The 23510-nt window shown below is 69.1% G+C and carries 20 protein-coding genes and 1 tRNA gene; 10 read left to right on the forward strand and 11 right to left on the reverse strand.

Annotated elements, in window-relative coordinates; all coding sequences use genetic code 11:
- Positions 1 to 30: 30 nt before the first annotated feature.
- A complete protein-coding gene (locus PV419_RS14910; RefSeq protein ID WP_319688765.1) occupies positions 31 to 1668 on the forward strand; it encodes a serine/threonine-protein kinase in 1638 nt (545 codons plus the stop codon).
- On the opposite strand, the gene PV419_RS14915 is transcribed toward PV419_RS14910, so the two are convergent.
- From PV419_RS14915 to dnaA, 11 genes are all read right to left on the reverse strand, one after another.
- On the reverse strand, positions 1669 to 3057 hold the full coding sequence (locus tag PV419_RS14915) for a hypothetical protein (RefSeq protein WP_319688767.1): 1389 nt from the start codon (positions 3055 to 3057) through the stop codon (positions 1669 to 1671). It lies immediately after the preceding gene.
- Between the two features lie 177 nt (positions 3058 to 3234).
- Positions 3235 to 3369 carry a DLW-39 family protein gene (locus PV419_RS14920; RefSeq protein WP_003958712.1) on the reverse strand — a complete coding sequence of 45 codons (135 nt, stop codon included), beginning with the start codon at positions 3367 to 3369 and terminating at the stop codon, positions 3235 to 3237.
- 186 nt (positions 3370 to 3555) lie between these two features.
- Positions 3556 to 3629, reverse strand: a tRNA-Ile gene (locus PV419_RS14925).
- A 61-nt stretch (positions 3630 to 3690) separates the two neighbouring features.
- Complete coding sequence (locus PV419_RS14930; RefSeq protein WP_319688769.1) at positions 3691 to 4290, reverse strand: DUF3566 domain-containing protein; 600 nt, start codon at positions 4288 to 4290, stop codon at positions 3691 to 3693.
- A 147-nt stretch (positions 4291 to 4437) separates the two neighbouring features.
- Positions 4438 to 7050, reverse strand: a complete 2613-nt coding sequence (gyrA, locus tag PV419_RS14935; RefSeq protein ID WP_319688771.1) for a DNA gyrase subunit A — start codon at positions 7048 to 7050, stop codon at positions 4438 to 4440.
- Positions 7051 to 7095: 45 nt separating this feature from the next.
- Positions 7096 to 9150, reverse strand: coding sequence for a DNA topoisomerase (ATP-hydrolyzing) subunit B (gene gyrB, locus PV419_RS14940; protein ID WP_319688773.1), 2055 nt, complete (start codon positions 9148 to 9150; stop codon positions 7096 to 7098).
- 347 nt (positions 9151 to 9497) lie between these two features.
- Positions 9498 to 10031 carry a DUF721 domain-containing protein gene (locus PV419_RS14945; protein ID WP_319688775.1) on the reverse strand — a complete coding sequence of 178 codons (534 nt, stop codon included), beginning with the start codon at positions 10029 to 10031 and terminating at the stop codon, positions 9498 to 9500.
- Positions 10028 to 11242 (reverse strand): DNA replication/repair protein RecF, encoded by a 1215-nt coding sequence (gene recF, locus PV419_RS14950; RefSeq protein WP_319688777.1) that lies wholly within the window; start codon positions 11240 to 11242, stop codon positions 10028 to 10030. The genes PV419_RS14945 and recF overlap by 4 nt, the downstream gene beginning before the upstream one ends.
- A gap of 44 nt (positions 11243 to 11286) precedes the next feature.
- Positions 11287 to 12165 carry a phosphogluconate dehydrogenase (NAD(+)-dependent, decarboxylating) gene (gnd, locus tag PV419_RS14955; RefSeq protein ID WP_319688779.1) on the reverse strand — a complete coding sequence of 293 codons (879 nt, stop codon included), beginning with the start codon at positions 12163 to 12165 and terminating at the stop codon, positions 11287 to 11289.
- A gap of 90 nt (positions 12166 to 12255) precedes the next feature.
- On the reverse strand, positions 12256 to 13386 hold the full coding sequence (gene dnaN / locus PV419_RS14960; RefSeq protein ID WP_319688781.1) for a DNA polymerase III subunit beta: 1131 nt from the start codon (positions 13384 to 13386) through the stop codon (positions 12256 to 12258).
- A gap of 913 nt (positions 13387 to 14299) precedes the next feature.
- On the reverse strand, positions 14300 to 16183 hold the full coding sequence (gene dnaA, locus PV419_RS14965; protein ID WP_319688783.1) for a chromosomal replication initiator protein DnaA: 1884 nt from the start codon (positions 16181 to 16183) through the stop codon (positions 14300 to 14302).
- A 455-nt stretch (positions 16184 to 16638) separates the two neighbouring features.
- Here dnaA and rpmH point away from each other — a divergent pair, with 455 nt between their 5' ends.
- The 9 genes from rpmH to PV419_RS15010 all read left to right on the forward strand — a co-directional run bounded on the left by rpmH (position 16639) and on the right by PV419_RS15010 (position 23442).
- Positions 16639 to 16776 carry a 50S ribosomal protein L34 gene (gene rpmH / locus PV419_RS14970; protein WP_003956500.1) on the forward strand — a complete coding sequence of 46 codons (138 nt, stop codon included), beginning with the start codon at positions 16639 to 16641 and terminating at the stop codon, positions 16774 to 16776.
- Positions 16777 to 16800: 24 nt separating this feature from the next.
- Positions 16801 to 17184 (forward strand): ribonuclease P protein component, encoded by a 384-nt coding sequence (gene rnpA, locus PV419_RS14975; protein WP_319688785.1) that lies wholly within the window; start codon positions 16801 to 16803, stop codon positions 17182 to 17184.
- Positions 17181 to 17498, forward strand: coding sequence for a membrane protein insertion efficiency factor YidD (gene yidD / locus PV419_RS14980; RefSeq protein WP_014177966.1), 318 nt, complete (start codon positions 17181 to 17183; stop codon positions 17496 to 17498). Before rnpA ends, yidD begins: the two co-directional genes overlap by 4 nt.
- Before the next feature lie 3 nt (positions 17499 to 17501).
- Complete coding sequence (gene yidC / locus PV419_RS14985) at positions 17502 to 18650, forward strand: membrane protein insertase YidC (protein WP_319688787.1); 1149 nt, start codon at positions 17502 to 17504, stop codon at positions 18648 to 18650.
- A gap of 14 nt (positions 18651 to 18664) precedes the next feature.
- Positions 18665 to 19174, forward strand: coding sequence for a protein jag (locus tag PV419_RS14990; protein ID WP_319688789.1), 510 nt, complete (start codon positions 18665 to 18667; stop codon positions 19172 to 19174).
- A gap of 129 nt (positions 19175 to 19303) precedes the next feature.
- Complete coding sequence (rsmG, locus tag PV419_RS14995; protein ID WP_319688791.1) at positions 19304 to 20017, forward strand: 16S rRNA (guanine(527)-N(7))-methyltransferase RsmG; 714 nt, start codon at positions 19304 to 19306, stop codon at positions 20015 to 20017.
- Positions 20018 to 20303: 286 nt separating this feature from the next.
- Positions 20304 to 21389, forward strand: coding sequence for a ParA family protein (locus tag PV419_RS15000; protein ID WP_319689083.1), 1086 nt, complete (start codon positions 20304 to 20306; stop codon positions 21387 to 21389).
- Positions 21386 to 22516, forward strand: a complete 1131-nt coding sequence (locus PV419_RS15005; RefSeq protein ID WP_319688793.1) for a ParB/RepB/Spo0J family partition protein — start codon at positions 21386 to 21388, stop codon at positions 22514 to 22516. Before PV419_RS15000 ends, PV419_RS15005 begins: the two co-directional genes overlap by 4 nt.
- Before the next feature lie 308 nt (positions 22517 to 22824).
- Positions 22825 to 23442, forward strand: a complete 618-nt coding sequence (locus tag PV419_RS15010; protein WP_319688795.1) for a GNAT family N-acetyltransferase — start codon at positions 22825 to 22827, stop codon at positions 23440 to 23442.
- The last annotated feature ends 68 nt before the right edge of the window (positions 23443 to 23510 follow it).

Here is a 23510-nt window from a genome sequence, read left to right on the forward strand (position 1 = left end):
ACGAGCCGATGAGTGGGCGGGGGCCGCGCGATGGGTGAAATCTTCGCGGGCCGGTACGAACTGGTCGACCCGATCGGGCGCGGTGGCGTGGGCGCCGTATGGCGGGTCTGGGACCACCGGCGCCGCCGCTACGTCGCGGCGAAGGTGCTGCAGCAGCGCGACGCGCACACCCTGCTGCGGTTCGTACGGGAACAGGCGCTGCGCATCGACCACCCCTATGTGCTGGCACCGGCCAGCTGGGCCGCGGACGACGACAAAGTGCTGTTCACCATGGACCTGGTGGGCGGCGGCTCGTTCGCCCACCTCATCGGCGACTACGGCCCGCTGCCGCCGCGCTATGTGTGCACGCTGCTGGACCAGTTGCTCTCCGGACTGGCGGCGGTGCACGCGGAAGGCGTGGTGCACCGCGACATCAAGCCCGCGAACATCCTGCTGGAGGCCACCGGGACCGGCCGCCCGCATGTGCGGCTGTCCGACTTCGGCATCGCGCTGACGAAGGGGGAGCCCCGGCTCACCGAGGCCAACTTCGTGATGGGGACGCCCGGTTACTTCGCGCCCGAGCAGATGATGGGCGAGGAGCCGGACTTCCCCGCGGACCTCTTCGCGGTCGGGCTGGTGGCGCTGTATCTGCTCAGCGGGCACAAGCCGGACGCGGACGCCCTGATCAAGCTGTTCGAGCAGGGCGTGCCGAACGCGCCCGCGGGGGTGCCCGAGCCGCTGTGGCAGGTGATAGCGAATCTGCTGCAGCCCGATCCCGACGACCGGTTCCGCACGGCCACAGGGGCGCGCAAGGCGCTTCTCACGGCCGCCGAGATGCTGCCAGAACCCGGCATCGACGACGAGGTGATCGAGGTCTTCGACCATCTCGGGCCACTCCCCGCGGAGTTCGGGCCCGAGGGCCCCTTCCGGACGAACCGGCGGGTGGACGCAGACACCGCCGCCAACACCGACACCCACACCGACACGGCCGGGGTGCACAGCGGCCCGACGCCCCAGCCCTCGGGCCCCCAGGGGCCCACCACGACACAGCCGCCGTCCCTGTCGCAGCCATCCGAGTCGTCCGCCTCGCAGCCGTCCGTCTCGCAGCCGTCGATGTCGGACACCGGCAGCTTCCCACTGCCCCCGCCCCAGCCTCAGACGCCGCACACCGGGGTACCGCCGCACCTGGCCCCGCCGCCGCCCTCGGCTCCTCAACCGCAGGCGCCCGAGCCGCACACCGGGCAGCCGCACACCGGCCAGATCCCGAGCGGGCAGAACCCGAGCGGGCAGCCCCACGCCCCGTACCCCCCGCACGCCCCCCACACCCCGTACTCCGGCCTTCCGCAGCCTCAGACCCCCCAGCCGGCGCCCGCACAGCCCACGCCGCCCCCACGGCCCGTACGGCCCGCACAGCCGCCGCAGAACCCGCTCGATCCACGACAGCCAGGCCGGCGGCCAGGTCCTCCGCCCTCGCATACGCCTACCCCCACTCCCACTCCGGCCACCGCTCCCGCTCCGGCGGCGCAGCACGAATACCCTCGTACTCGTCCATACACCGCTCCGCAGCCGCAGGTTCCCCCCACCGCCCGACGCCGTCCCGGACCGTCACGGAAGACGGCGATCGCGATCCTGATCGCCGCGGCCGTGTGCTTCGCGGTCGGCACATGGGCGTTACTGGCCGCGGGCTGACTACCAGGCGGGCGGCGGCCCGTACCGCCGGTGCCTGCCCGGCCCGGGTACCGGGCCCGCCGCGCCCGGAGCGCGGCGCCGGGCCGCCAGCGTCCACCCCCCGAGCCCGAGCAGCAGCAGCGCGCCGACCGCATAGCTCACATAGCCCACCAGCCGCAGCTGGTCCTTGTCCGTGCCGGCGGCCACCGCCACGGCGTCATCCCGGGTGGCCGGCGCCCGGGCGGCCTCCCGCCGGTCGGCGTCCGTGAGGCCGAAGCCCGCCCGGACCGCGTCCCCGTCGTACGTCGGCCCGTCCTTCGCGGTACCCGAGATCCGCACCCGCAGGGTGAGCGGCACCGTGCCCTTGAAGAACCGCGAGACGTTTGGATTCACCGTGACCGCCAGGTAGTACCACCCGGAGAAGCTCATCGTGCGCACCGAGTACTCCGCGCGCGCCGTCCGGTTGCCGTACGCCACGGGGACGGTGTCCGCCTCCGCCGGTGTCTCCCGGCCCTCGTAGGCGACGAAGGAGCTCTTCTTCGTCAGGCCGCGCGCCGGGTTGAAGACCCGAAGCCCCAGTGCGTCGTTCACACCGGCCGTCTCTTCGGTCTTCGCGGCGGGCAGTTCGGCGGTGGCGCCGAGCCGCTGTCCCCAGTCGACCGGCACCCGGTAGAAGTGGGTTTCGCCCGGCCTGATCTGATCCGCCCACACCCCTGTGGACAACGGGCGCGCGTCATTGAACCCCGTGCCGCCCTGCCGCGACCGTGCCTTCCCCTTGGGCAGCTCGGGCGGCGTGGTGCGCCAACTCTCCTCGGGGGCCTGCCCCGTGTCCCCGCCCTTCACCGGCGGCTCCACCATCAGCCGGAGCTCCAGCGGCCAGCTGCCGGGGTCCTGGGAGCCGGGTCCGCGTTCCACCGTGACGAGATACCGGCCCGCCTTGCGGCAGGAGGCCACCGAGCCCGACGTGGCCTGGCGCGCCACGTAGTCGGCGAGCGGATAGGCCACGCCGTTCGCCTCGATCTTCCGGTCGGAGCTGCCGCAGGTGGCGCCGTCGGGGCTCTCCAGCGTCACTTTGACGCCGTCCTGGTACGAGACCACGCCCGCCCCCGGCCGGGGCGCCGCGACCGCCGAGACATACGCGCCGGACGTGGCGTCCAGCCGGACGCTGTAGTGCCGCTTCTCGCCCCGGCCGATGCTGTCGACGTAGCCGAGCCCCGGCTTCAGCAGCGGGGCTCCCGCGGCGTCGCTGGTGCCCTGGACCGAGGTCCCCTCGGTCCGGTACGGCCGCGCCCCGGCGGCCCCGTCCGCGGGCGCGGCCCAGGCCTGACCGGCCGATCCTGGCGTCGTGGCCACCACGCACAGCGCCGCCACCGCGGCGAGGCCGGTCCTGACCTTGCTGCGGTCATCCATCGCGGGTCACTCCTCGTCGTACCGGCCGCACAGCCCGTTCAACTTTGCTTATGCAAGCGTTTCATTTGCAAGAGTGAACAAGGGAGGCGGTTGCCGCGTTTGCCGCGACGGCCGCCAGTAAAGCCGACAGGGCCCTGACCGCTCCAGCGGTCAGGGCCCTGTACAGAGCTGTTGGTCTCACACACCCGAACCTGCGGGCACGGAGTCGGTCGCCTCCGTCCACAGATCCTGCTCGGCGCGATCCGCCTGGATCTGGCGGTACACGAGGAGCCCGCCGATGGCGGCCAGTGCGACCAGGAGAAGCTTCTTCACCGCGCTACCTCGTCTCTTTCCTTGACGTAGGGGACCTCTGGCGCCCGATGATACACACCGGCCGATACCGTTCGGTGACCTATGCCCGGCATTGATCGGCTGATGACCGTTTCACCAACTGGCCGGGCGCCGCTACGGAATCAGCCCGGGCGGAGAGAAGATCTCCGCCCGGGCTGATCGCGCCGGTGGGGCTAACAGGACTTGAACCTGTGGCCTCTTCCTTATCAGGGAAGCGCTCTAACCGTCTGAGCTATAGCCCCGCGCTGCACCGAAAGATTAGCGCACGACCAGCCCTGTCCCAAAATCGGTTACGGACGGCCGCTACTCGTCCTCGGCGAGCGTGACCTCCACCCCGCCGACGAACCCCGCCGACAGGTTGTAGATGAAGGCCCCCAGGGTGGCCAGCGCCGTCGCCAGCACCACGTTGATCGCGGCAATGACCGAGGTGAAGATCAGCACGCGCGGCAGCGACAGGAACGACTCCAAGTCGAAGCCGGTGTCCTTCTTCGACTCCGTGGCCTCACTGATCGTCCCGCCCACGGCGCTGAAGACGCCCATCCCGTCCATGACCATCCACAGCACCGCCGCGGCGACCACGGTGCAGATGCCCAGCGCGATCGCGAGCAGGAAGCTGACCTTCATCACCGACCACGGGTCCGCCCTGGAGACCCGCAGCCGCGCCTTGCGGGTGCGCGGGGCCGGACGGGCGCCCGACTCGGTACGCGGGCGGCGCACCGCGGTCTGCTGCTGTCCTGAGGCGCCGCGGGCGGCCGCACCGGTGCTCGGCGGGCCACTCGGCGGGGCGTACGCCTGCGGCGGGTGGTACGGCTGAGCGGGCTGTGCCTGGCCCGGCCGCTCACCGGGCAGCGGGCTGCCCGGGTAGCCCTCGTACGGCGGCTGCGGCTGCCTGATGTCCGTCACTGTCCCCCCATGGGAGTCGGCGGCGGGGCCACGGGCGCCTGCCGAAGCGGATGATCCGCTCCCGGCGGGTGCGGCTCCCGGCACCGGCCCTTGGCCGGCATCCGCTCCGCCGCCGCCCGCCGCGGCACCCGTGGCTCCACTCACGACTTACTCCTCGGTCTCGTCGGCCGGGGACTGTGTGCCCTCGGCCGCCTCGGACGCGGCCCCCTCGGCTGCCTCGCTCGCGGTCTCGGACTCGTCCTCGACCTCTTCAGCCTCACGACCGGCCTCGGCGTTCCGGGCGATACCGACGACGGCATCGCGCTTGCCCAGGTTGATCAGTTGGACGCCCATGGTGTCACGGCCCGTCTCCCTGACCTCGTTCACACGGGTACGGATCACGCCACCGCTGAGCGTGATGGCAAGGATCTCATCACTCTCCTCGACCACCAGTGCCCCGACGAGAGAACCGCGGTCCTCCACGATCTTGGCGGCCTTGATCCCGAGACCGCCGCGGCCCTGGACGCGGTACTCGTCGACATTCGTCCGCTTCGCGTACCCGCCGTCGGTGGCGGTGAACACAAACGTACCGGGCCGGACGACATTCATCGACAGGAGCTCGTCGCCCTCGCGGAAGCTCATGCCCTTGACTCCGGAGGTCGCCCGCCCCATCGGCCGCAGGGACTCGTCCGTGGCCGTGAACCTGATCGACTGTGCCTTCCTGCTGATCAGCAGCAGATCGTCCTCAGCCGAAACCAGCTCGGCCCCGATCAGCTCGTCCTCCCCGCCGTCGTACGTCTCCCGGAGGTTGATGGCGATCACACCACCCGACCGCGGCGAGTCGTAGTCCTTGAGCGGGGTCTTCTTCACCAGACCCGACTTCGTGGCCAGCACCAGGTACGGCACCGCCTCGTAGTCCCGGATCGCCAGGATCTGCGCGATCTGCTCGTCCGGCTGGAACGCCAGCAGGTTGGCGACGTGCTGGCCGCGCGCCTCCCGGCCCGCGTCCGGCAGCTCGTACGCCTTCGCCCGGTAGACCCGGCCCTTGTTGGTGAAGAACAGCAGCCAGTGGTGGGTGGTCGAGACGAAGAAGTGGTCGACGATGTCGTCCTGCTTGAGCTTGGTGCCGCGCACGCCCTTGCCGCCGCGCTTCTGCGAGCGGTAGTCCTCGGTCTTCGTGCGCTTCACATAGCCGCCGCGGGAGATCGTGACGACGATGTCCTCCTCGGCGATCAGGTCCTCGATGGACATGTCGCCGTCGAAGGGAATCAGCTTGGTGCGCCGGTCGTCGCCGTACTTCTCGACGATCGCGGTCAGCTCCTCGCTGATGATCTGCCGCTGCCGCTCGGGCGAGGCCAGGATCGCGTTGTACTCGTTGATCTTGGCCTGGAGCTCGTCGTGCTCCTGGATGATCTTCTGACGCTCCAGGGCGGCGAGCCGCCGCAGCTGCATCTCCAGGATCGCGTTGGCCTGGATCTCGTCGATCGTCAGCAGGTCCATCAGGCCCGTGCGCGCGATCTCCACCGTGTCACTGCGCCGGATCAGCGCGATGACCTCGTCGATCGCGTCCAGCGCCTTGAGCAGACCGCGCAGGATGTGGGCCCGCTCCTCGGCCTTGCGCAGCCTGAAGCGCGTCCGGCGGACGATGACCTCGATCTGGTGGGTGACCCAGTTGCGGATGAAGGCGTCCAGCGAGAGGGTGCGCGGCACCCCGTCGACCAGCGCCAGCATGTTCGCGCCGAAGTTCGTCTGCAGGTCGGTGTGCTTGTAGAGGTTGTTGAGCACGACCTTGGCGACCGCATCCCGCTTCAACACGATGACCAGGCGCTGGCCGGTCCGCGAGGACGTCTCGTCGCGGACGTCGGCGATGCCGCCGATCCTGGCTTCCTTCACCAGGTCGGCGATCTTCTGCGCCAGGTTGTCCGGGTTGACCTGGTACGGCAGCTCGGTGACCACCAGGCACTGACGGCCCTGGATCTCCTCGACCTCCACGACCGCGCGCATCGTGATCGAGCCGCGGCCGGTGCGGTACGCCTCCTCGATGCCCTTACGGCCGACGACCAGGGCGCCGGTGGGGAAGTCCGGGCCCTTGATCCGGTCGATGAGCGCGTCGAGCAGCTCCTCCGGCGTGGCCTCCGGGTTGGCCAGGAACCACTGGGCGCCCTCGGCCACCTCGCGCAGGTTGTGCGGCGGGATGTTGGTGGCCATGCCGACCGCGATCCCCGCCGAGCCGTTGATCAGCAGGTTCGGGAAGCGGGCCGGCAGAACCGTCGGCTCCTGGTTGCGCCCGTCGTAGTTGTCCTGGAAGTCGACGGTGTCCTCGTCGATGTCCCGGATCATCTCCATGGACAGCGGCGCCATCTTGCACTCGGTGTAGCGCATGGCCGCCGCCGGGTCGTTGCCCGGAGAGCCGAAGTTGCCGTTGGAGTCGACCAGAGGCATCCGCATGGACCACGGCTGGGCCAGCCGCACCAGGGCGTCGTAGATGGACGAGTCGCCGTGCGGGTGGTACGTGCCCATCACGTCGCCGACGACGCGGGCGCACTTGTAGAAGCCCTTCTCAGGGCGGTACCCGCCGTCGTACATCGCGTACAGCACACGTCGGTGCACCGGCTTGAGGCCGTCCCGGACGTCGGGCAGCGCACGGCTCACGATCACGCTCATCGCGTAGTCGAGATACGAGCGCTGCATCTCCGTCTCGAGGCCCACCGGCTCGACGCGGAGGGTGGCGGCCGCCTGGGTGGGGTCTTCGGGCGTGTTCGGGGTGTTCTCGTCGGCCATTGCTGGTCAAAGTCCTTCTGTCGTCTGCGGCTGCTCGGGGCCGACTCAGATGTCGAGGAAGCGGACGTCCTTGGCGTTGCGCTGGATGAACGAGCGCCGGGCCTCGACGTCCTCGCCCATCAGGACCGAGAACAGGTCGTCGGCCTGCGCCGCGTCGTCCAAGGTGACCTGGCCCAGGACGCGGTGGTCGACGTCCATGGTGGTCACGCGCAGCTCCTCGGCGTTCATCTCGCCCAGACCCTTGAAGCGCTGGACCGAGTCCTCCCTGATGCGCTTGCCCTGCTCGCGGCCGACCTGGATCAGCGCGTCCCGCTCGCGGTCCGAGTACGCGTACTCGAAGTCGTCCCGGCCCCACTTGATCTTGTAGAGCGGCGGGCGGGACAGGTAGACATGGCCCGCCTCGACCAGCGGACGCATAAAGCGGAAGAGGAAGGTGAGCAGCAGGGTGTTGATGTGCTGGCCGTCGACGTCGGCGTCCGCCATCAGAATGATCTTGTGATAGCGGAGTTTGCCGATGTCGAAGTCCTCGTGCACACCGGTGCCGAACGCCGAGATCAGCGCCTGGACCTCGTTGTTCTGGAGGATCTTGTCGACCCGCGCCTTCTCGACGTTGAGGATCTTGCCTCGGATGGGCAGGATCGCCTGGTACTGCGGGTTACGGCCGGCCTTGGCCGAGCCGCCGGCGGAGTCACCCTCGACGATGAAGATCTCGCACTTGGCGGGGTCGTTGGACTGGCAGTCGGCCAGCTTGCCCGGCAGTGACGCGCTCTCCAGCAGCCCCTTGCGGCGGGTCAGATCGCGGGCCTTGCGGGCCGCGACCCGGGCCGTGGCCGCCTGGATGGACTTGCGGACGATGTCCGACGCCTCGTTGGGGTAGCGGTCCAGCCAGTCGGCCAGGTGCTCATGGACGATCTTCTGGACGAAGGTCTTCACCTCCGTGTTGCCCAGCTTCGTCTTCGTCTGGCCCTCGAACTGAGGCTCGCCGAGCTTGACCGAAATGATCGCGGTCAGACCCTCGCGGATGTCCTCACCGGTGAGATTGTCATCCTTTTCCCGGAGTAGCTTCTTGTCCCGCGCGTACTTGTTGATCAAGTAGGTCAGCGCGGCGCGGAAGCCCTCCTCGTGGGTACCGCCCTCATGGGTGTGGATGGTGTTCGCGAAGCTGTAGACACCCTCGGTGTACTGGGTGTTCCACTGCATCGCGATCTCGACCGCGAGCGTCCGCTCCTTGTCCTCGGCCTCGAAGCCGATGATCGTGGGGTGGACCAGCTCCCCCTTGCGGGAGTTCAGGTACTGCACGAAGTCGACGATGCCGCCCTCGTAGCAGTACTTCACGGAGAGCGGCTTGCCCTCCTCGTCCACATGGGCCTCGCGCTCGTCCGTCAGCGAGATGGCCAGGCCCTTGTTCAGGAACGCCATCTCCTGGAAGCGCCGCGACAGCGTCTCGAAGGAGTACTCGGTGGTCTCGAAGATATCCGGGTCGGCCCAGAAGGTGACCGTCGTACCGGTGTCCGTGACCTGCTCGTTCTTGGCCAGCGGCGCGGTGGGCACGCCCAGCTTGTAGTCCTGGGTCCAGCGGTAGCCGAGCTGCTTGACCTCGACCGAGACCTTCGTCGACAGCGCGTTGACCACAGAGACGCCGACGCCGTGCAGACCGCCGGAGACGGCGTAGCCGCCGCCGCCGAACTTGCCGCCCGCGTGCAGCACGGTCAGCACGACCTCGACGGCCGGCTTCTTCTCCACCGGGTGCAGGTCGACCGGGATACCGCGGCCGTTGTCGATCACGCGGACCCCGCCGTCGGCCAGGATCGTCACCTCAATGGTGTCCGCGTGACCGGCCAGGGCCTCGTCCACGGAGTTGTCCACCACCTCTTGGACGAGGTGGTGGAGGCCGCGCTCACCGGTGGAACCGATGTACATACCGGGTCGCTTGCGGACCGCGTCCAGGCCCTCCAGGACGGTGATCGCACTGGCGTCATAGGACGGCGAGGCCAGGGCCTCATCGCCGTCCTCGGACGGGATCTCGGACGGGATCTCGGACGGGATGTTCTCGTTGGGGTTGCCGGAATCGGCCACGAAGCGCCCTTTCTGGCACAGCACGAGCCGTCTCCGGGGCAGGCGGGAGCGGCTGCGTCGTTCAACATGTTTCCGCAAGCGCTCGGTGCGCAAGCGGCGACGGCGTACTCGCTCAGTCTACCGGTAGCGCCGACAAGAATGGGGGCTTGCCGGTGCCTGAGTCCGCATGTGCCGCCCTGAACCGGTCACCACCGACTCCCCATATCTGGGGACGGGGTCCAAGAGGCTCACACCGCCACTCAGCGCTTCGAGCCGTCAACCACCGGCAACCATGACAGACGCCACAGCTGCCACCCCCTTCACGGCCGCCCCCACCCCCCGCGCGCCCGGTGGCCCTGGGGGCGCAGGATGGGGCGCGCGAAGGGGGCGCGTCAGCCGTAGGTGTCTCCGGGGCCCGTGCTGCCGGGGGCGCGCAGCGATCCATAACGGCGGGCCGGGCCGCCCGGGCCCAAGACCTTGATCAGCTTGACCGTGCCCTGGCCGAGATCCGCGTTGAGCCGGGCCACCAGCTGCGGGGCCAGCAGCCGCAGCTGGGTCGCCCACGCCGTCGAGTCGCACCGCACCGTCAGCACCCGCGCCTCCTCGTCGTACCGCTGCGGCTCGCAGTGCTGCGCCACCTCCGGCCCCACCATCTGGGGCCAGCGGCCCATCACCCCGCCGACCGCGGCCGGGGTCTCCCAGCCCCGCTCGGTGATCAACCGGCTGATCGCGGCACCGAGCGGCAGCGGATCGCGCCCATCGGCGCGCGCGCCGGAGCGCAAGCCCCCGCGGCGCGCCTGCTTCTTCTGCTGCGCCGCCGCACCACGGGCGCGCGCCTGCTCCTTGGCGGCGCGCAGCGCCACCCGCGCCAGGTCGACTCCCGAGGGCTCCGGCGGGGTGGGCGGCTGTGCGGGCTTTTCGGTCACAGGGGCCGCACCTCCCCTTCGGACACCGCGTAGCGGGCGCCCGCCAGCACCCCGGGGACGTCGTCCTCCACAGCCGCCGTCACCAGCACCTGCTCGCCCGGGGCGACCAACTCGGCCAGCCGCTCCCGGCGCCGCTCGTCGAGCTCCGCGAAGACGTCGTCGAGCACCAGCACCGGCTCGCCCGCCCGCCTCCCCGCCTCGGCCCCGCCGGCCCCTCCGGCCTCGGCGGTAGGCCCGCCCGGCGCCCAAGGGACCTCGGCACGCAGCAGGTCGTACGAGGCCAGCCGCAGGGCCAGCGCATACGACCAGGACTCGCCGTGGCTCGCATAGCCCTTCGCCGGAAGGTCCCCGAGCCGCAGGATCAGATCGTCGCGGTGCGGGCCGACCAGCGTGACCCCGCGCTCGATCTCCTGCTTGCGGGCGGCGGTGAGCGCGGCCGAGAGCTGCTCGTACAGCTCCTCGCGGGTGCCCGTGGCCGCCAGGCCGTCGCCGACGGAGCTGCGGTAGTCGAACCCGACCGGACCGCCTCCTGGGGCCAGTTGCTCGTACGCCTTGTCGGTCAGCGGCCGCAACGCGGCGATCAGATCGAGGCGATGGGCGAGCAGCTCGGCACCCGCCCGCGCCAGATGCTGGTCCCATACGTCGAGAGTGGACAGCGCCCCGTCGCCCCCGGCACCGCGGCCGCCGCCGTGACGCCGCGCCAGCGCGGCCGTCTTGAGCAGGGTGTTGCGCTGCTTGAGCACCCGCTCGTAGTCGGCGCGGACCCCGGCCATGCGCGGCGAGCGCGCGGTGACCAGCTCGTCCAGGAAGCGCCGGCGCTCGCCCGGATCCCCCTTGACCAGGGCCAGGTCCTCGGGCGCGAACAGGACCGTGCGCAGGATGCCGAGCACATCGCGCGGTCTGACCTGCGAAGATCTATTGATTCTGGCCCGGTTGGCCTTACCGGGGTTCAGCTCCAGCTCGACCAGCTGCTGCCGGTCGCCCTCGACGATCGCGGCCCGCACGATCGCCCGGTCCGCGCCCATCCGCACCAGCGGGGCGTCGGCGGAGACGCGGTGGCTGCCGAGCGTGGCCACATAGCCGACGGCCTCGACGAGGTTGGTCTTCCCCTGGCCGTTGGGGCCCACGAAGGCCGTGACGCCCGGCCCGAGGGCGACCTCGGCACGGGCGTACGAGCGGAAGTCGGCGAGCGACAGATGCGTGACATGCATGGTGGCGCGCCGACCTCCCCCGGCGGCTCCCTTACGGGGGCTGGTTACTTCTTGTTCTCGACCGCGTGGCCGCCGAACTGGTTGCGCAGTGCGGCGATCATCTTCATCTGCGGGGAGTCGTCCTGGCGGGACGCGAACCGGGCGAAGAGCGAGGCCGTGATGGCGGGCAACGGCACGGCGTTGTCGATGGCCGCCTCGACGGTCCAGCGGCCCTCGCCGGAGTCCTGCGCGTAGCCCCGCAGCTTCTCCAGGTGCTCGTCGTCGTCCAGGGCATTGACCGCGAGGTCCAGCAGCCAGGAGCGGATCACGGTGCCCTCCCGCCAGGAGCGGAAGACCTCGCGGACGTCGGTGACCGAGTCCACGGCCTCCAGCAGCTCCCAGCCCTCGGCGTAGGCCTGCATCATCGCGTACTCGATGCCGTTGTGGACCATCTTCGCGAAGTGGCCGGCGCCGACCTTCCCGGCGTGGACCGAGCCGAAGTCGCCCTCCGGCTTGAGCGCGTCGAAGATCGGCTGGACCTTCGCCACATGCTCGGCTGCGCCGCCGTACATCAGCGCATAACCATTCTGCAGGCCCCAGACGCCGCCGGAGACGCCGCAGTCGACGAAGCCGATGCCCTTGGCGTTCAGCTGCTCGGCGTGCTTCTCGTCGTCGGTCCAGCGGGAGTTGCCGCCGTCGACCACGATGTCGCCGGGTGACAGCAGTTCGGCCAGCTCGTCGATGGTGGTCTGGGTCGCGATGCCCGCCGGCACCATGACCCACACCACGCGCGGTCCCTTGAGCTTGTCCACAAGGTCGCCGAGGCTGTGGACGTCGGCGACCTCCGGATTGCGGTCGTATCCGATGACGGTGTGACCTGCGCGGCGGATGCGCTCGCGCATATTGCCGCCCATCTTGCCGAGACCGACGAGACCGAGCTCCATCAGTGATCCTCTATGCCGTAGTCATTGCGTTTCGCACCTGAGTCCGAGCCTACGCCCAGGGGTTGCCGCTCAGCCGTGGGCCACTCCCGCTCATCCGCTGAGCCGCACCGGCATGATCAGGTACTTGTACGCCTCGTCCGCCTCGGCGTCCATGGCCGGCTTGCCGCTGAGCAGAGCGGGCTTGGTCGACGTGGTGAAGGACAGCTGGGCGACCGGGGAGTCGATCGCGCTCAGCCCGTCCAGCAGGAAGGTCGGGTTGAAGGCGATCGAGATGTCGTCGCCGTCGAGTTGGGCGTCGACACGCTCCACAGCCTGTGCGTCGTCACTCGACCCGGCCTCCAGGATCAGCACGCCCTGCTCGAAGGTGAGCCGGACCGGGGTGTTGCGCTCGGCGACCAGGGCGACGCGCTTGACGGCCTCCACGAACGGAGCGGTCTCGATCACGGCGACGGAGTTGAACTCGGTCGGGAAGAGCGTCCGGTACTTCGGGAGGTCACCTTCGAGCAGCCGGGTCGTGGTGCGGCGTCCGGCGCCCTCGAAGCCGATCAGCCCCTCCCCGGCGCCCGAGCCGGACAGCGCGAGGGCCACGGTGTCACCGCTGGTCAGCGACTTGGCGGTGTCCAGGAGCGTCTTGGCGGGCACCAGGGCGACCGCGGAGATGTCGGGCGTCTCGGGCTTCCACAGGAACTCGCGGACCGCGAAGCGGTAGCGGTCGGTGGAGGCCAGCGTGACCGTGTCGCCCTCGATCTCGATCCGCACACCGGTGAGCACCGGCAGGGTGTCGTCGCGGCCGGCGGCGATGGCCACCTGGGCCGCGGCGGAGGCGAAGACGTCGCCGGGCACGGTGCCGGTCGCCGTCGGCATCTGCGGCAGGGCGGGGTACTCCTCCACAGGCAGGGTGTGGAGTGTGAATCGCGAGGAGCCGCAGATGACGGTCACCCGCACACCGTCGCTGGAGATCTCCACAGGGCGGTTGGGGAGGGCGCGGCAGATGTCGGCGAGGAGGCGGCCGGAGACCAGGACCGTGCCGTCGTCCTCCACATCGGCTTCCACCGACACACGGGCCGAGACCTCGTAGTCGAAGCCGGAGAGGCTGAGGCTGCTGTCTTCCGCCTTCAGCAGCAGCCCTGCGAGGACGGGCACCGGCGGACGGGCCGGAAGGCTGCGGGCCGCCCAGGCCACTGCCTCCGCGAGTACATCGCGCTCCACCCGGATCTTCACCGGAACCGCCTCCTGCTGTTGCTGGCTCGCCCTGCTGGCCTTCGTCGTCGGCGCAATCGCCGGAGACCAGTCTGACGTACGCCGCCGACAGTCGGTGCGGCTCGGGGTCAAATCGGCGCCCGAGGTGTCGGGCGGCTCGGAGCCCGGTTGTGCACAGGCCCCACTTCGAAACGAATTTCTCGCTCTAACTGAGTGGTCGTAGTAGTAGGCCCTGTGGAAACCGTGGACAACTGCCTTCTCGCAGGTCAGCATCAGTTTTTTGTCCACCGGGCCTGTGGGCGACGGCAGTGGACAAACCGGCTTTGCTGTGGATGCCGCCGAGTTCTGCACACCCGATGCACAGGCGAGCCCCGGTTCTCCCCAGCTGTGTCCCCAGTTTTACCCACCTTCCCCACAGCCCAACCCGGCTCGTTGATGTGACGCCTTTCACTCATCCCGGTGACCACGCCCGTTTCCTTGCCGAACAGTGGATGAGGGTGTGGAGAAGCTGTGGGTGACGGGGCCTTGGCTGTGGGCGGGCGGTGGACAACGCGGAACCCGCTCTGTGGGTAACTCGGTCGTCCACAGTCTGTGGACCGTTGATTGTCACAATTCCACACCCGGCTGACCTCCTCTGATGTAGCTCCGGCGGCCGCCCCTGTGGACACAGTCGGGACAACCGGCGCATCCCCAGGGTGTGGACGGTGGATCGGCCACAGATCTGTGGAGAAGCGGGATCAGAGGGCGTGGAATCGAACAGGCCGCCCGCGTCGACGCCGCGACGTCGGGGCGAGGGTCCGCCGGGTCGAGGCGGCCGGCGGGCGGAGCGGAGCCCGGTCGGAGCGGGCAAGGAACGACAAAGGGCGCTTGCGGGAGCCGTTCTCCCGAAGCGCCCTGGGCGGAATCCGGCGCGTCAGCCGCGCCGCGCGCCGCGTCAGCCGTTCTTGATGCGGTTGGTCAGCTCGGTCACCTGGTTGTAGATGGAGCGTCGCTCGGCCATCAGCGCCCGGATCTTGCGGTCTGCGTGCATGACCGTCGTATGGTCCCGGCCGCCGAACTGCGCCCCGATCTTGGGCAGTGACAGATCGGTCAGCTCACGGCACAGATACATGGCGATCTGCCGCGCGGTGACCAGCACCCGGCTGCGCGAGGCGCCGCACAGGTCGTCGACGGTATGCCCGAAGTAGTCGGCGGTCGCGGCCATGATCGCGGTGGCGGTGATCTCCGGGGACGCGTCCTCGCCGCCGGGGATCAGGTCCTTCAGCACGATCTCGGTGAGGCCGAGGTCCACCGGCTGGCGGTTCAGGCTGGCGAAGGCCGTGACCCGGATCAGCGCCCCCTCCAGCTCGCGGATGTTGCGCGAGATGCGGGAGGCGATGAACTCCAACACCTCCGGCGGCGCGTTCAGCTGCTCCTGCACCGCCTTCTTGCGCAGGATCGCGATGCGCGTCTCCAGCTCAGGCGGCTGCACATCGGTGATCAGGCCCCACTCGAAGCGGTTGCGGAGCCGGTCCTCCAGGGTCACCAGCTGCTTGGGCGGCCGGTCGGAGGACAGCACGATCTGCTTGTTGGCGTTGTGGAGCGTATTGAAGGTGTGGAAGAACTCCTCCTGCGTCGACTCCTTGCTCGCGAGGAACTGGATGTCGTCGACAAGAAGGATGTCCATGTCGCGGTAGCGCTTGCGGAACGCGTCCGCCTTGCCGTCGCGGATGGAGTTGATGAACTCGTTGGTGAACTCCTCCGAGCTCACATAGCGCACGCGCGTTCCCGGGTAGAGGCTGCGGGCGTAGTGCCCGATCGCATGCAGCAGGTGGGTCTTGCCGAGCCCGGATTCCCCGTAGATGAACAAGGGGTTGTACGCCTTGGCGGGCGCCTCGGCGACCGCGACCGCCGCGGCGTGCGCGAAGCGGTTGGACGCGCCGATGACGAAGGTGTCGAAGAGGTACTTCGGGTTCAGGCGCGCCGTCGGCTCACCGGGGCCGGGCGCGGGCGCGGGCTGTGCGGCGAGCGGCCCGGGGGCGCCGGTCTGCGAGGGCAGCAGGGGCGGGCCGCCGCGGGGACGGTCGAGTGGGTCGGGGAGCTCCCGGCGCGGCTGCTCGTAGGGCGACCGGTCGTGCCCCGGGCCGACACCCGAGCCAGGTCCGGGGCCGGGCCGCTCGGCGCCCGGGCCCCGGTAGTCGGAGTGCGGCTGCTGGTCGAAGCGCTGCTGGTCATAGCCGTGCTGGGGGCGCTGACCGGCGTACGGGTCCCCCTCGGGGAACCCGCCGAGCCGGGGCTGCTGCCAGCCGTAGTCGTCCCGGGGCCGGGGCCAGGCGCCGGGCTCGGGACGGTGCTGCTCATAGCCGGGGTAGGCGGGGCGGGCCGTCGGCAGCTCATCGCCCGCCGGACGGCCGTATCCGTCCCGGCCGTCGTAGCCGTCGCGGTTGTCGTAACCCTCGTAAGCGTCGCGGCTCTCGTAGGTGTCGCGACTTTCATAGGTGTCGCGGCTGTCATAGGTGTCGCGCTGGGGCTGCTGCGGGACCATCGGCTCGGCGGCGGAGTCGTCGACGGTGATCGCGATCCGGATCGGGCGGCCGCATTCGCGGCTGAGCGTTTCACTGACGATCGGGGCCAGCCGACCCTCCAGCACGCCCTTGGCGAATTCATTGGGTACGGCCAGCAGCGCGGTGTCGGCGACGAGGGCGAGCGGCTGGCACCGCTTGATCCAGTGTTCGTCCTTGGCCTCGACGCCTTGTCCGCCCTGGCCCGCGCCCTCTCCGAGCAGCCGCTCGAGCACACGTGGCCACACTGCGGCAAGATCGGCAGGTACGTCAGCCACAGGGCACGCTCTCTCACTCGCTGGGTGGGGGGACGCCGACAGGTCCCACGAATGTGCGGTTCTCGGGACGGGCGGGAAGGAATCGGAGCCCAGCCACGGTAGTCAGGCCGGGGTGCGCGGTTCAAGTCGTTGTCCACAGGGTGTGTACAAATGTGCCATGCGATGTCGCCCCGCGTTCCCTTGCCCCCGGACACAGGGGGTCCGATCTTCCGCGGGGGCCGTCCGGCCACGCCGCCGGGCGCTGCCGGTTTGACCGGATGGCGTAATCCCGCGTACCGTAACCAGGTCGAGTTGTCGATGGCTGCTGCCGCCTGCCTCCGATGGGCAAGGGTCGCGGACCCCAGGTCCGATGATCAAGAAGCGGTGCACTCGGGCGTATTGCGAGCTACTCGTGGGCGCACGGTGACAGCCAGGCGATGTCCCGCCACCACACGATTCATTTCTGGAGCCCCCGAGTGAGCAAGCGCACCTTCCAGCCGAACAACCGCCGCCGCGCGAAGACCCACGGCTTCCGGCTGCGTATGCGCACCCGTGCCGGCCGCGCGATTCTCGCGTCCCGCCGTAGCAAGGGTCGCGCCCGTCTGTCGGCCTGAGCAGCCTGACCCAAGGTCCATGACGTGCTGCCTACCGAAAAACGGCTGAGGCGGCGCGAGGACTTTGCGGCCGCGGTACGCCGAGGGCGCAGGGCCGGACGCCCGCTCCTCGTCGTGCACTATCGCAGCGGCCTTGCCAGCGGTGAAACGGACCCGCACGCACCTGGGGAGAGTGCTCCCCCCGCGCGTGCGGGTTTCGTCGTGAGCAAGGCGGTCGGCGGTGCCGTCGTGCGCAACCTGGTGAAGCGGAGACTGCGCCATCTCATGCGCGACCGTCTCGAACTTTTTCCCGCAGGTAGCCTTGTGGTCGTACGGGCGCTGCCGGGTGCGGGTGAGGCGGGCCACGACCAGCTGGCCCGCGATCTCGACACCGCAGTGCGGCGGCTACTGGGAGGGGTGCCGCAATGAAGTACCCGCTGCTGTGGTTGATCAAGCTGTACCAGTGGACCATCAGCCCGATGCTGGGACCGGTCTGCAAGTACTACCCGTCGTGCTCGCACTACGGCTATACGGCCATTGACCGGCACGGCGCGGTGAAAGGAACGGCGCTGACGGCGTGGCGCATCCTGCGCTGCAATCCGTGGTCGCTCGGTGGCGTCGACCACGTTCCTCCCCGGAAGCGTCCGGTCTGGCACCAGCGGCTGCGCAACCGCCTCGGCGGGCACTCCGCCGGGGAGCCTGCCGCACAGCCCGAGACCCAGCCCAACGCCCAAGGAGCCTGATTCGTGGACACGATCCTCGGTCCTCTTTATGACGTAGTTTCCTGGATCATCGTCCAGTTCCACGCGTTCTACAGCCTCATCTTCGACAGGAACAGTGGCTGGGCGTGGGGTCTGTCCATCGTTTCGCTGGTGGTACTGATCCGTATCTGCCTGATCCCGCTCTTCGTGAAGCAGATCAAGGCGACACGGAACATGCAGGCGCTCCAGCCGAAGATGAAGGCGATCCAGGAGCGCTACAAGAGCGACCGGCAGCGCCAGTCCGAAGAGATGATGAAGCTCTACAAGGAGACGGGTACCAACCCGCTCTCGAGCTGTCTCCCGATCCTGGCCCAGTCGCCGTTCTTCATCTCGCTGTACCAGGTCCTGAACCACATCGCGAACAACCGCACGGTCGGTTTCATCGACCAGTCGCTGCTGGACAGCGCCCGTCAGGCGCACATCTTCGGCGCCCCGCTGTCCGTGAAGTTCATGTCGTCCGCCTCGCAGGTCGAGTCCCTCGGCGCCACGCTGACGGACGTCCGGGTCGTGACGGTCGTCATGATCGTCCTGATGTCGGCGTCGCAGTTCTTCACCCAGCGCCAGCTGATGACCAAGAACGTCGACCTGACGGTGAAGACGCCGTTCATGCAGCAGCAGAAGATGCTGATGTACGTCTTCCCGGTGATGTTCGCCGTCTTCGGCATCAACTTCCCCGTCGGTGTCCTCGTCTACTGGCTGACCACCAACGTGTGGACCATGGGTCAGCAGATGTTCGTCATCCGCCGTAACCCGACCCCCGGCAGCGTCGCCTTCAAGGCCCGCCAGGAGCGGCTGCGGGCCCAGGGCAAGCTCAAGGAGGAGCCGGCCGAGGTCGAGGCCAAGAAGGCCGCCGAGACGGCTCGTGCGAACCGGCAGCAGCCCAAGCGGCAGAGCAAGTCGCAGCGTCAGTCGGGCGTCTCGGGCCACGCCAGGGCCACGGCGCAGTCCCCGCAGAAGGTCGAAAAGACCTCGCTGGACAAGTCCCCCTCGGAGAAGCAGCAGCCCAGCGTGGCGGAGAAGAAGGGAGCGCAGGGCGGTAAGCCGGCCGGCGGCTCGGCTTCCGGCTCCTCCCGCACCGCCAAGTCCGGGCAGCGCAAGGGCCAGCAGCGCCCCAAGCACCCGTCCAAGAAGTAAGAAGGAGTCCATCCGTGACGGAAGGCACCACCCCGGCTGCCGAGGGTGTCGACACCCTGACCCGCCTCGAGCAGGAAGGGGAGATCGCGGCCGACTACCTCGAGGGGCTGCTGGACATCGCGGACCTCGACGGCGACATCGACATGGACGTCGAGGCCGACCGTGCCGCGGTGTCGATCATCAGTGAATCGACCAGCCGTGACCTGCAGAAGCTGGTGGGTCGGGACGGTGAGGTGCTGGAGGCGCTCCAGGAGCTGACCCGGCTCGCGGTGCACCGGGAGACCGGTGATCGCAGTCGGCTGATGCTCGACATCGCCGGGTACCGGGCTCGTAAGCGTGCCGAGCTCACCGAGCTGGGCACCAAGGCCGCGCAGGAGGCCAAGGGCACCGGTGAGCCGGTGAAGCTGAAGCCGATGACGCCGTTCGAGCGGAAGGTCGTGCACGACGCGGTGGCGGCCGCAGGACTGCGCAGCGAATCGGAGGGCGAGGAGCCCCAGCGTCGCGTGGTCGTGCTTCCGGCCTGAACCGGTCCAGCCTCATGATCCACACGGCCCCGTCTGCTCGCAGGCGGGGCCGAATCTTGTCAGCCTTGCATCAGCTGTCAGCCTCGCATCAGCGTTCACCACAGTGTTCGGTATGGAAGGACGGTCCCCGTGACGGAAGCAGCGGAGCTCCCCCCGGCGCCCGAGGAGGCGCGGGAGGTATTCGGTGAGCGCTTCTTGGAGGCCGTCCGGTACGCCGAACTACTCGCCGACGTCGGGGTGACCCGCGGGCTGATCGGGCCCCGCGAGGTGCCGCGGCTATGGGAGCGCCATCTGCTCAACTGCGCGGTGCTCTCCGAGGTGGTCCCCGAGGGAGTCACCGTGTGCGATGTGGGCTCGGGCGCCGGGCTGCCCGGCATTCCGCTCGCCCTGACCCGTCCGGATCTGCGGATCACGCTGCTGGAGCCGCTGCTGCGCCGCACGAACTTCCTTCAGGAAGTGGTCGAGCTCCTGGGGCTGGACCATGTGACGGTGGTGCGGGGCCGGGCTGAGGAGGTCCTGGGGAAGCTGCCCCCGATGCATGTGGTGACGGCGCGCGCCGTGGCTCCGCTGGACCGGCTGGCCGGCTGGGGGGTTCCGCTGCTGCGCCCGTACGGGGAGATGCTGCTGCTCAAGGGGGATACGGCGGAGGAGGAGCTGAAGCACGCCCGTGCCGCGCTGAGCAAGCTCGGGGTGGTCGGGACCTCGGTCCTTCATGTCGGGGAGGGGATCGTCGACCCGCTCTCCACTGTGGTGCGGGTCGAGGTCGGGGAGAGCCCCGGCGGTGTGCGTTTCGCTGCCAAGCGGGCCAAGGCGGCCCGGAAGGGTCCTCGGCGCCGCCGCTGAGTGGCCGTGGGCTGGTCCGTGATCTTTTTGGTCGCCCTGGAGTCGATGTTGCTCCATAGGGCGGGCTCGGCTGCTCCATACAAGCTGCCAAAACTACGCATACCGGAGTGTCGCGACGAATCGGTGAGGCTGTCCGTGCATCGTGTTTCACGTGAAACGTCGCTCCTTGCTGCATGGAATCATCAGTCGTGGGCGCGCGGCAGCATTGCCGCGCGACCGTCGGCCCCGACGGGATGTGGATTCATCCACAGGAGAACGGACCTCGCTGGTTCACAACCCCAAAAGCATGGCAGGCTCTGTTCATCGCGAGCCTGATGTCGAGGAGAGTGAATCCTTGCGGTCCGACGCCAACATCGCGGGGCCGATGACCGACCCGGTCCCCGGCCCCCGTACCGAATCGGCGGGGGAGGATGTTTCACGTGAAACACCGCCCCCGATGGACGACACCCCCATTGGCCGTGCCGCTGAACTGGCGGTCCAAGCCCTGGGACGCGCGGGCGAGGGACTGCCCAGGCCCGAGCAGACCCGGGTGATTGTGGTCGCCAATCAGAAGGGCGGGGTCGGTAAGACCACCACCACGGTCAATCTGGCTGCTTCCCTGGCCCTCCATGGTGCCCGGGTGCTGGTCATCGATCTCGATCCGCAGGGCAATGCCTCGACGGCGCTGGGTATCGATCATCACGCCGAGGTTCCGTCGATCTATGACGTGCTGGTGGACAGCAAGCCCCTGTCCGACGTGGTGCAGCCCGTTCCTGATGTGGAGGGGCTGTTCTGCGCCCCGGCCACGATCGATCTGGCGGGTGCGGAGATCGAGCTGGTCTCGCTGGTGGCGCGGGAGAGTCGGCTGGAGCGGGCCATCCAGGCCTATGAGCAGCCGTTGGACTACATCCTCATCGACTGTCCCCCGTCCCTGGGCCTGCTGACGGTCAACGCACTCGTCGCCGGGGCCGAGGTCCTGATCCCGATCCAGTGCGAGTACTACGCCCTGGAGGGTCTGGGGCAGCTGCTGCGCAATGTCGATCTGGTGCGGGGGCATCTCAACCCCAAGCTCCATGTCTCGACGATCCTGCTCACGATGTACGACGGCCGGACCCGGTTGGCCTCGCAGGTCGCCGATGAGGTCCGCAGCCACTTCGGCCATGAGGTGCTGCGGACGAGCATCCCGAGATCGGTGCGCATCTCCGAGGCTCCCAGCTATGGGCAGACGGTCCTCACCTATGACCCCGGGTCCAGCGGAGCGCTCTCCTATCTCGAAGCGGCTCGGGAGATCGCGCTCAGAGGGGTCAACGTCCGCTATGACGCCCAGCGGGCGCATACCGTCCCAGAGATCAGCCCGCACGACCAGCACAGCATGCAGGAGGGGATTCAGTGAGTGAGCGACGCAGAGGGCTGGGCCGTGGGCTCGGGGCCCTGATCCCTCCCGCGCCGAAGGGGACGGATGGCTCCGGGCCCGCGACGGCGGCGGGAACGGTCACGGCGATGGGGGTCTCCACCTCGCCGTCAGCGGTCCCGGTGCTGACACAGGAGCGTGGTGTGGCCGCGGCCAAGGTAGCCTCGCTGCCCTCCCATGGCCTTCCACCGGAGACCGAGACTGTGCAGCAGCAGCAGGAGGAGGAAGTACTCCCGCCTGTCGTGGACGAGGTGGCCGGAGCGCACTTCGCCGAGCTGCCGCTGGACTACATCACCCCCAATCCGCGGCAGCCGCGTGAGGTGTTCGACGAGGACGCTCTTGCCGAGCTGGTCACCTCGATCCAGGAAGTCGGGCTTCTCCAGCCCATCGTCGTCAGGCAGTTGGCTCCCGAGCGCTATGAGCTCATCATGGGCGAGCGTCGCTGGCGGGCTTGCCGGGAGGCAGGGCTGGAGAAGATTCCGGCCATCGTCAGGGCGACCGAGGACGAGAAGCTTCTGCTGGACGCCCTGCTGGAAAATCTGCATCGCGCACAGCTCAACCCGTTGGAAGAGGCGTTCGCCTACGACCAGTTGCTGAAAGACTTCGACTGCACACACGACGAGCTGGCGGACCGTATCGGGCGTTCGCGCCCCCAGGTCTCCAATACGCTCCGGCTGTTGAAGCTGTCCCCCAAGGTGCAGAGCCGGGTGGCTGCGGGGGTCCTCTCCGCGGGCCACGCCCGTGCGTTGCTCGGCGTCGATGACCCGGAGGAGCAGGACCGGCTGGCGTACCGGATTGTCGCCGAGGGGCTCTCGGTGCGTTCAGTCGAAGAGATCGTGACCCTGATGGGCTCGCGGTCGGGCAGCGCATCGAAGGCGAAGGGGCCGCGCGCGGGCACGAAGATCTCCCCAGCCCTCACGGATCTCGCCTCCAGGCTCTCCGACCGTTTCGAGACCCGGGTGAAGGTGGACCTCGGTCAGAAGAAAGGGAAGATCGTCGTCGAGTTCGCCTCGATAGAGGATCTGGAGCGCATCCTCGGCACGCTCGCCCCGGACGAGGGCCCGGTTCTGGAGCAGCGGCTCTCGGAAGCGGCGGAAGAGGAAGAGTAGGACACCAGCCTTACGGCAGAGCGGGGCGGGTCGTCTTTCCGGCATGGTCGGAACACGACCCGCTCTTTGCTCAAGGGCGGTATCGGTGCAATCTCGGCACGGATACGATGCGATCAGGTAGGGCGGATCCATGTGGAGGCGTCTTATGTGGAGGGCAAGGCCATGCGGTCGGTGAGCCGCACGGGGCTGCTGGCAACGGGATTGGGCCTGGGAGCCGTCGGCGGATTCGTCGGCAGTCTGCTCAGGGAGCGTAGTGCGCTGTCGGCCGCTCGGAGCGCGGCCGACGACGGAAGTGAGGGACTGGCTTCATGGGGCGTCGGCTCGTACCGCTCACGCTGGACAACCTTCCGGACATCCCCAAGCGCTGCCGCGCCTGCGTCTTCTGGGAGCTCGACCCGGTCAGCGGCGAGGCCGCGGTAAGGGCCGGACGTCCGGAGCTGGAGAAGGAAGCCTGGATCTCGGCCGTGCTGCTGGAGTGGGGCTCCTGCGGCCGGGTGGTCTATGTGGACGATGTGCCGGTGGGCTTTGTGCTCTACGCGCCCCCGGCGTATGTGCCTCGATCCACGGCCTTTCCGACGAGCCCCGTCGCGGCGGACGCGGTGCAGCTGATGACGGCCTGGCTGATGCCCGGGTACCAGGGGCAGGGGCTGGGCCGGGTGATGGTGCAGACGGTGGCCAAGGATCTGATACGGCGCGGGTTCAAGGCGATCGAGGCCTTCGGGGACGCCGCGTGGAAGGAACCGGCCTGTGTGCTGCCCGCGGATCATCTGCTCGCCGTGGGCTTCAAGACGGTGCGGCCGCATCCGCGGTATCCGCGGCTGAGGCTGGAGCTGAGGACGACGATCTCCTGGAAGGAGGACGTCGAGCTGGCTCTGGACCGGCTGCTCGGTGCGGTCCAGAAGGAGCCGGCGCTCCGGCCGCTGTAGGACAGGCGGGGCCGGTGCTTGTCGGCCGCGGTTTCACGTGAAACACGAAGGGGCTGCCCCAAGCGGGG

Origin of the sequence: Streptomyces sp. ME19-01-6 (assembly GCF_033793745.1) — a bacterium.
In the GTDB taxonomy this organism is placed as follows: Bacteria; Actinomycetota; Actinomycetes; order Streptomycetales; family Streptomycetaceae; genus Streptomyces.

Coding starts and splice junctions, on each gene's coding strand:
- PV419_RS14915 (WP_319688767.1), bottom strand. CDS start 3,057: ATGGATGACCGCAGCAAGGTCAGGACCGGCCTCGCCGCGGTGGCGGCG.
- PV419_RS14910 (WP_319688765.1), top strand. CDS start 31: ATGGGTGAAATCTTCGCGGGCCGGTACGAACTGGTCGACCCGATCGGG.
- yidD (WP_014177966.1), top strand. CDS start 17,181: ATGAAGTACCCGCTGCTGTGGTTGATCAAGCTGTACCAGTGGACCATC.
- gyrA (WP_319688771.1), bottom strand. CDS start 7,050: ATGGCCGACGAGAACACCCCGAACACGCCCGAAGACCCCACCCAGGCG.
- PV419_RS15000 (WP_319689083.1), top strand. CDS start 20,304: ATGGCAGGCTCTGTTCATCGCGAGCCTGATGTCGAGGAGAGTGAATCC.
- gnd (WP_319688779.1), bottom strand. CDS start 12,165: ATGGAGCTCGGTCTCGTCGGTCTCGGCAAGATGGGCGGCAATATGCGC.
- PV419_RS15010 (WP_319688795.1), top strand. CDS start 22,825: ATGGGGCGTCGGCTCGTACCGCTCACGCTGGACAACCTTCCGGACATC.
- recF (WP_319688777.1), bottom strand. CDS start 11,242: ATGCATGTCACGCATCTGTCGCTCGCCGACTTCCGCTCGTACGCCCGT.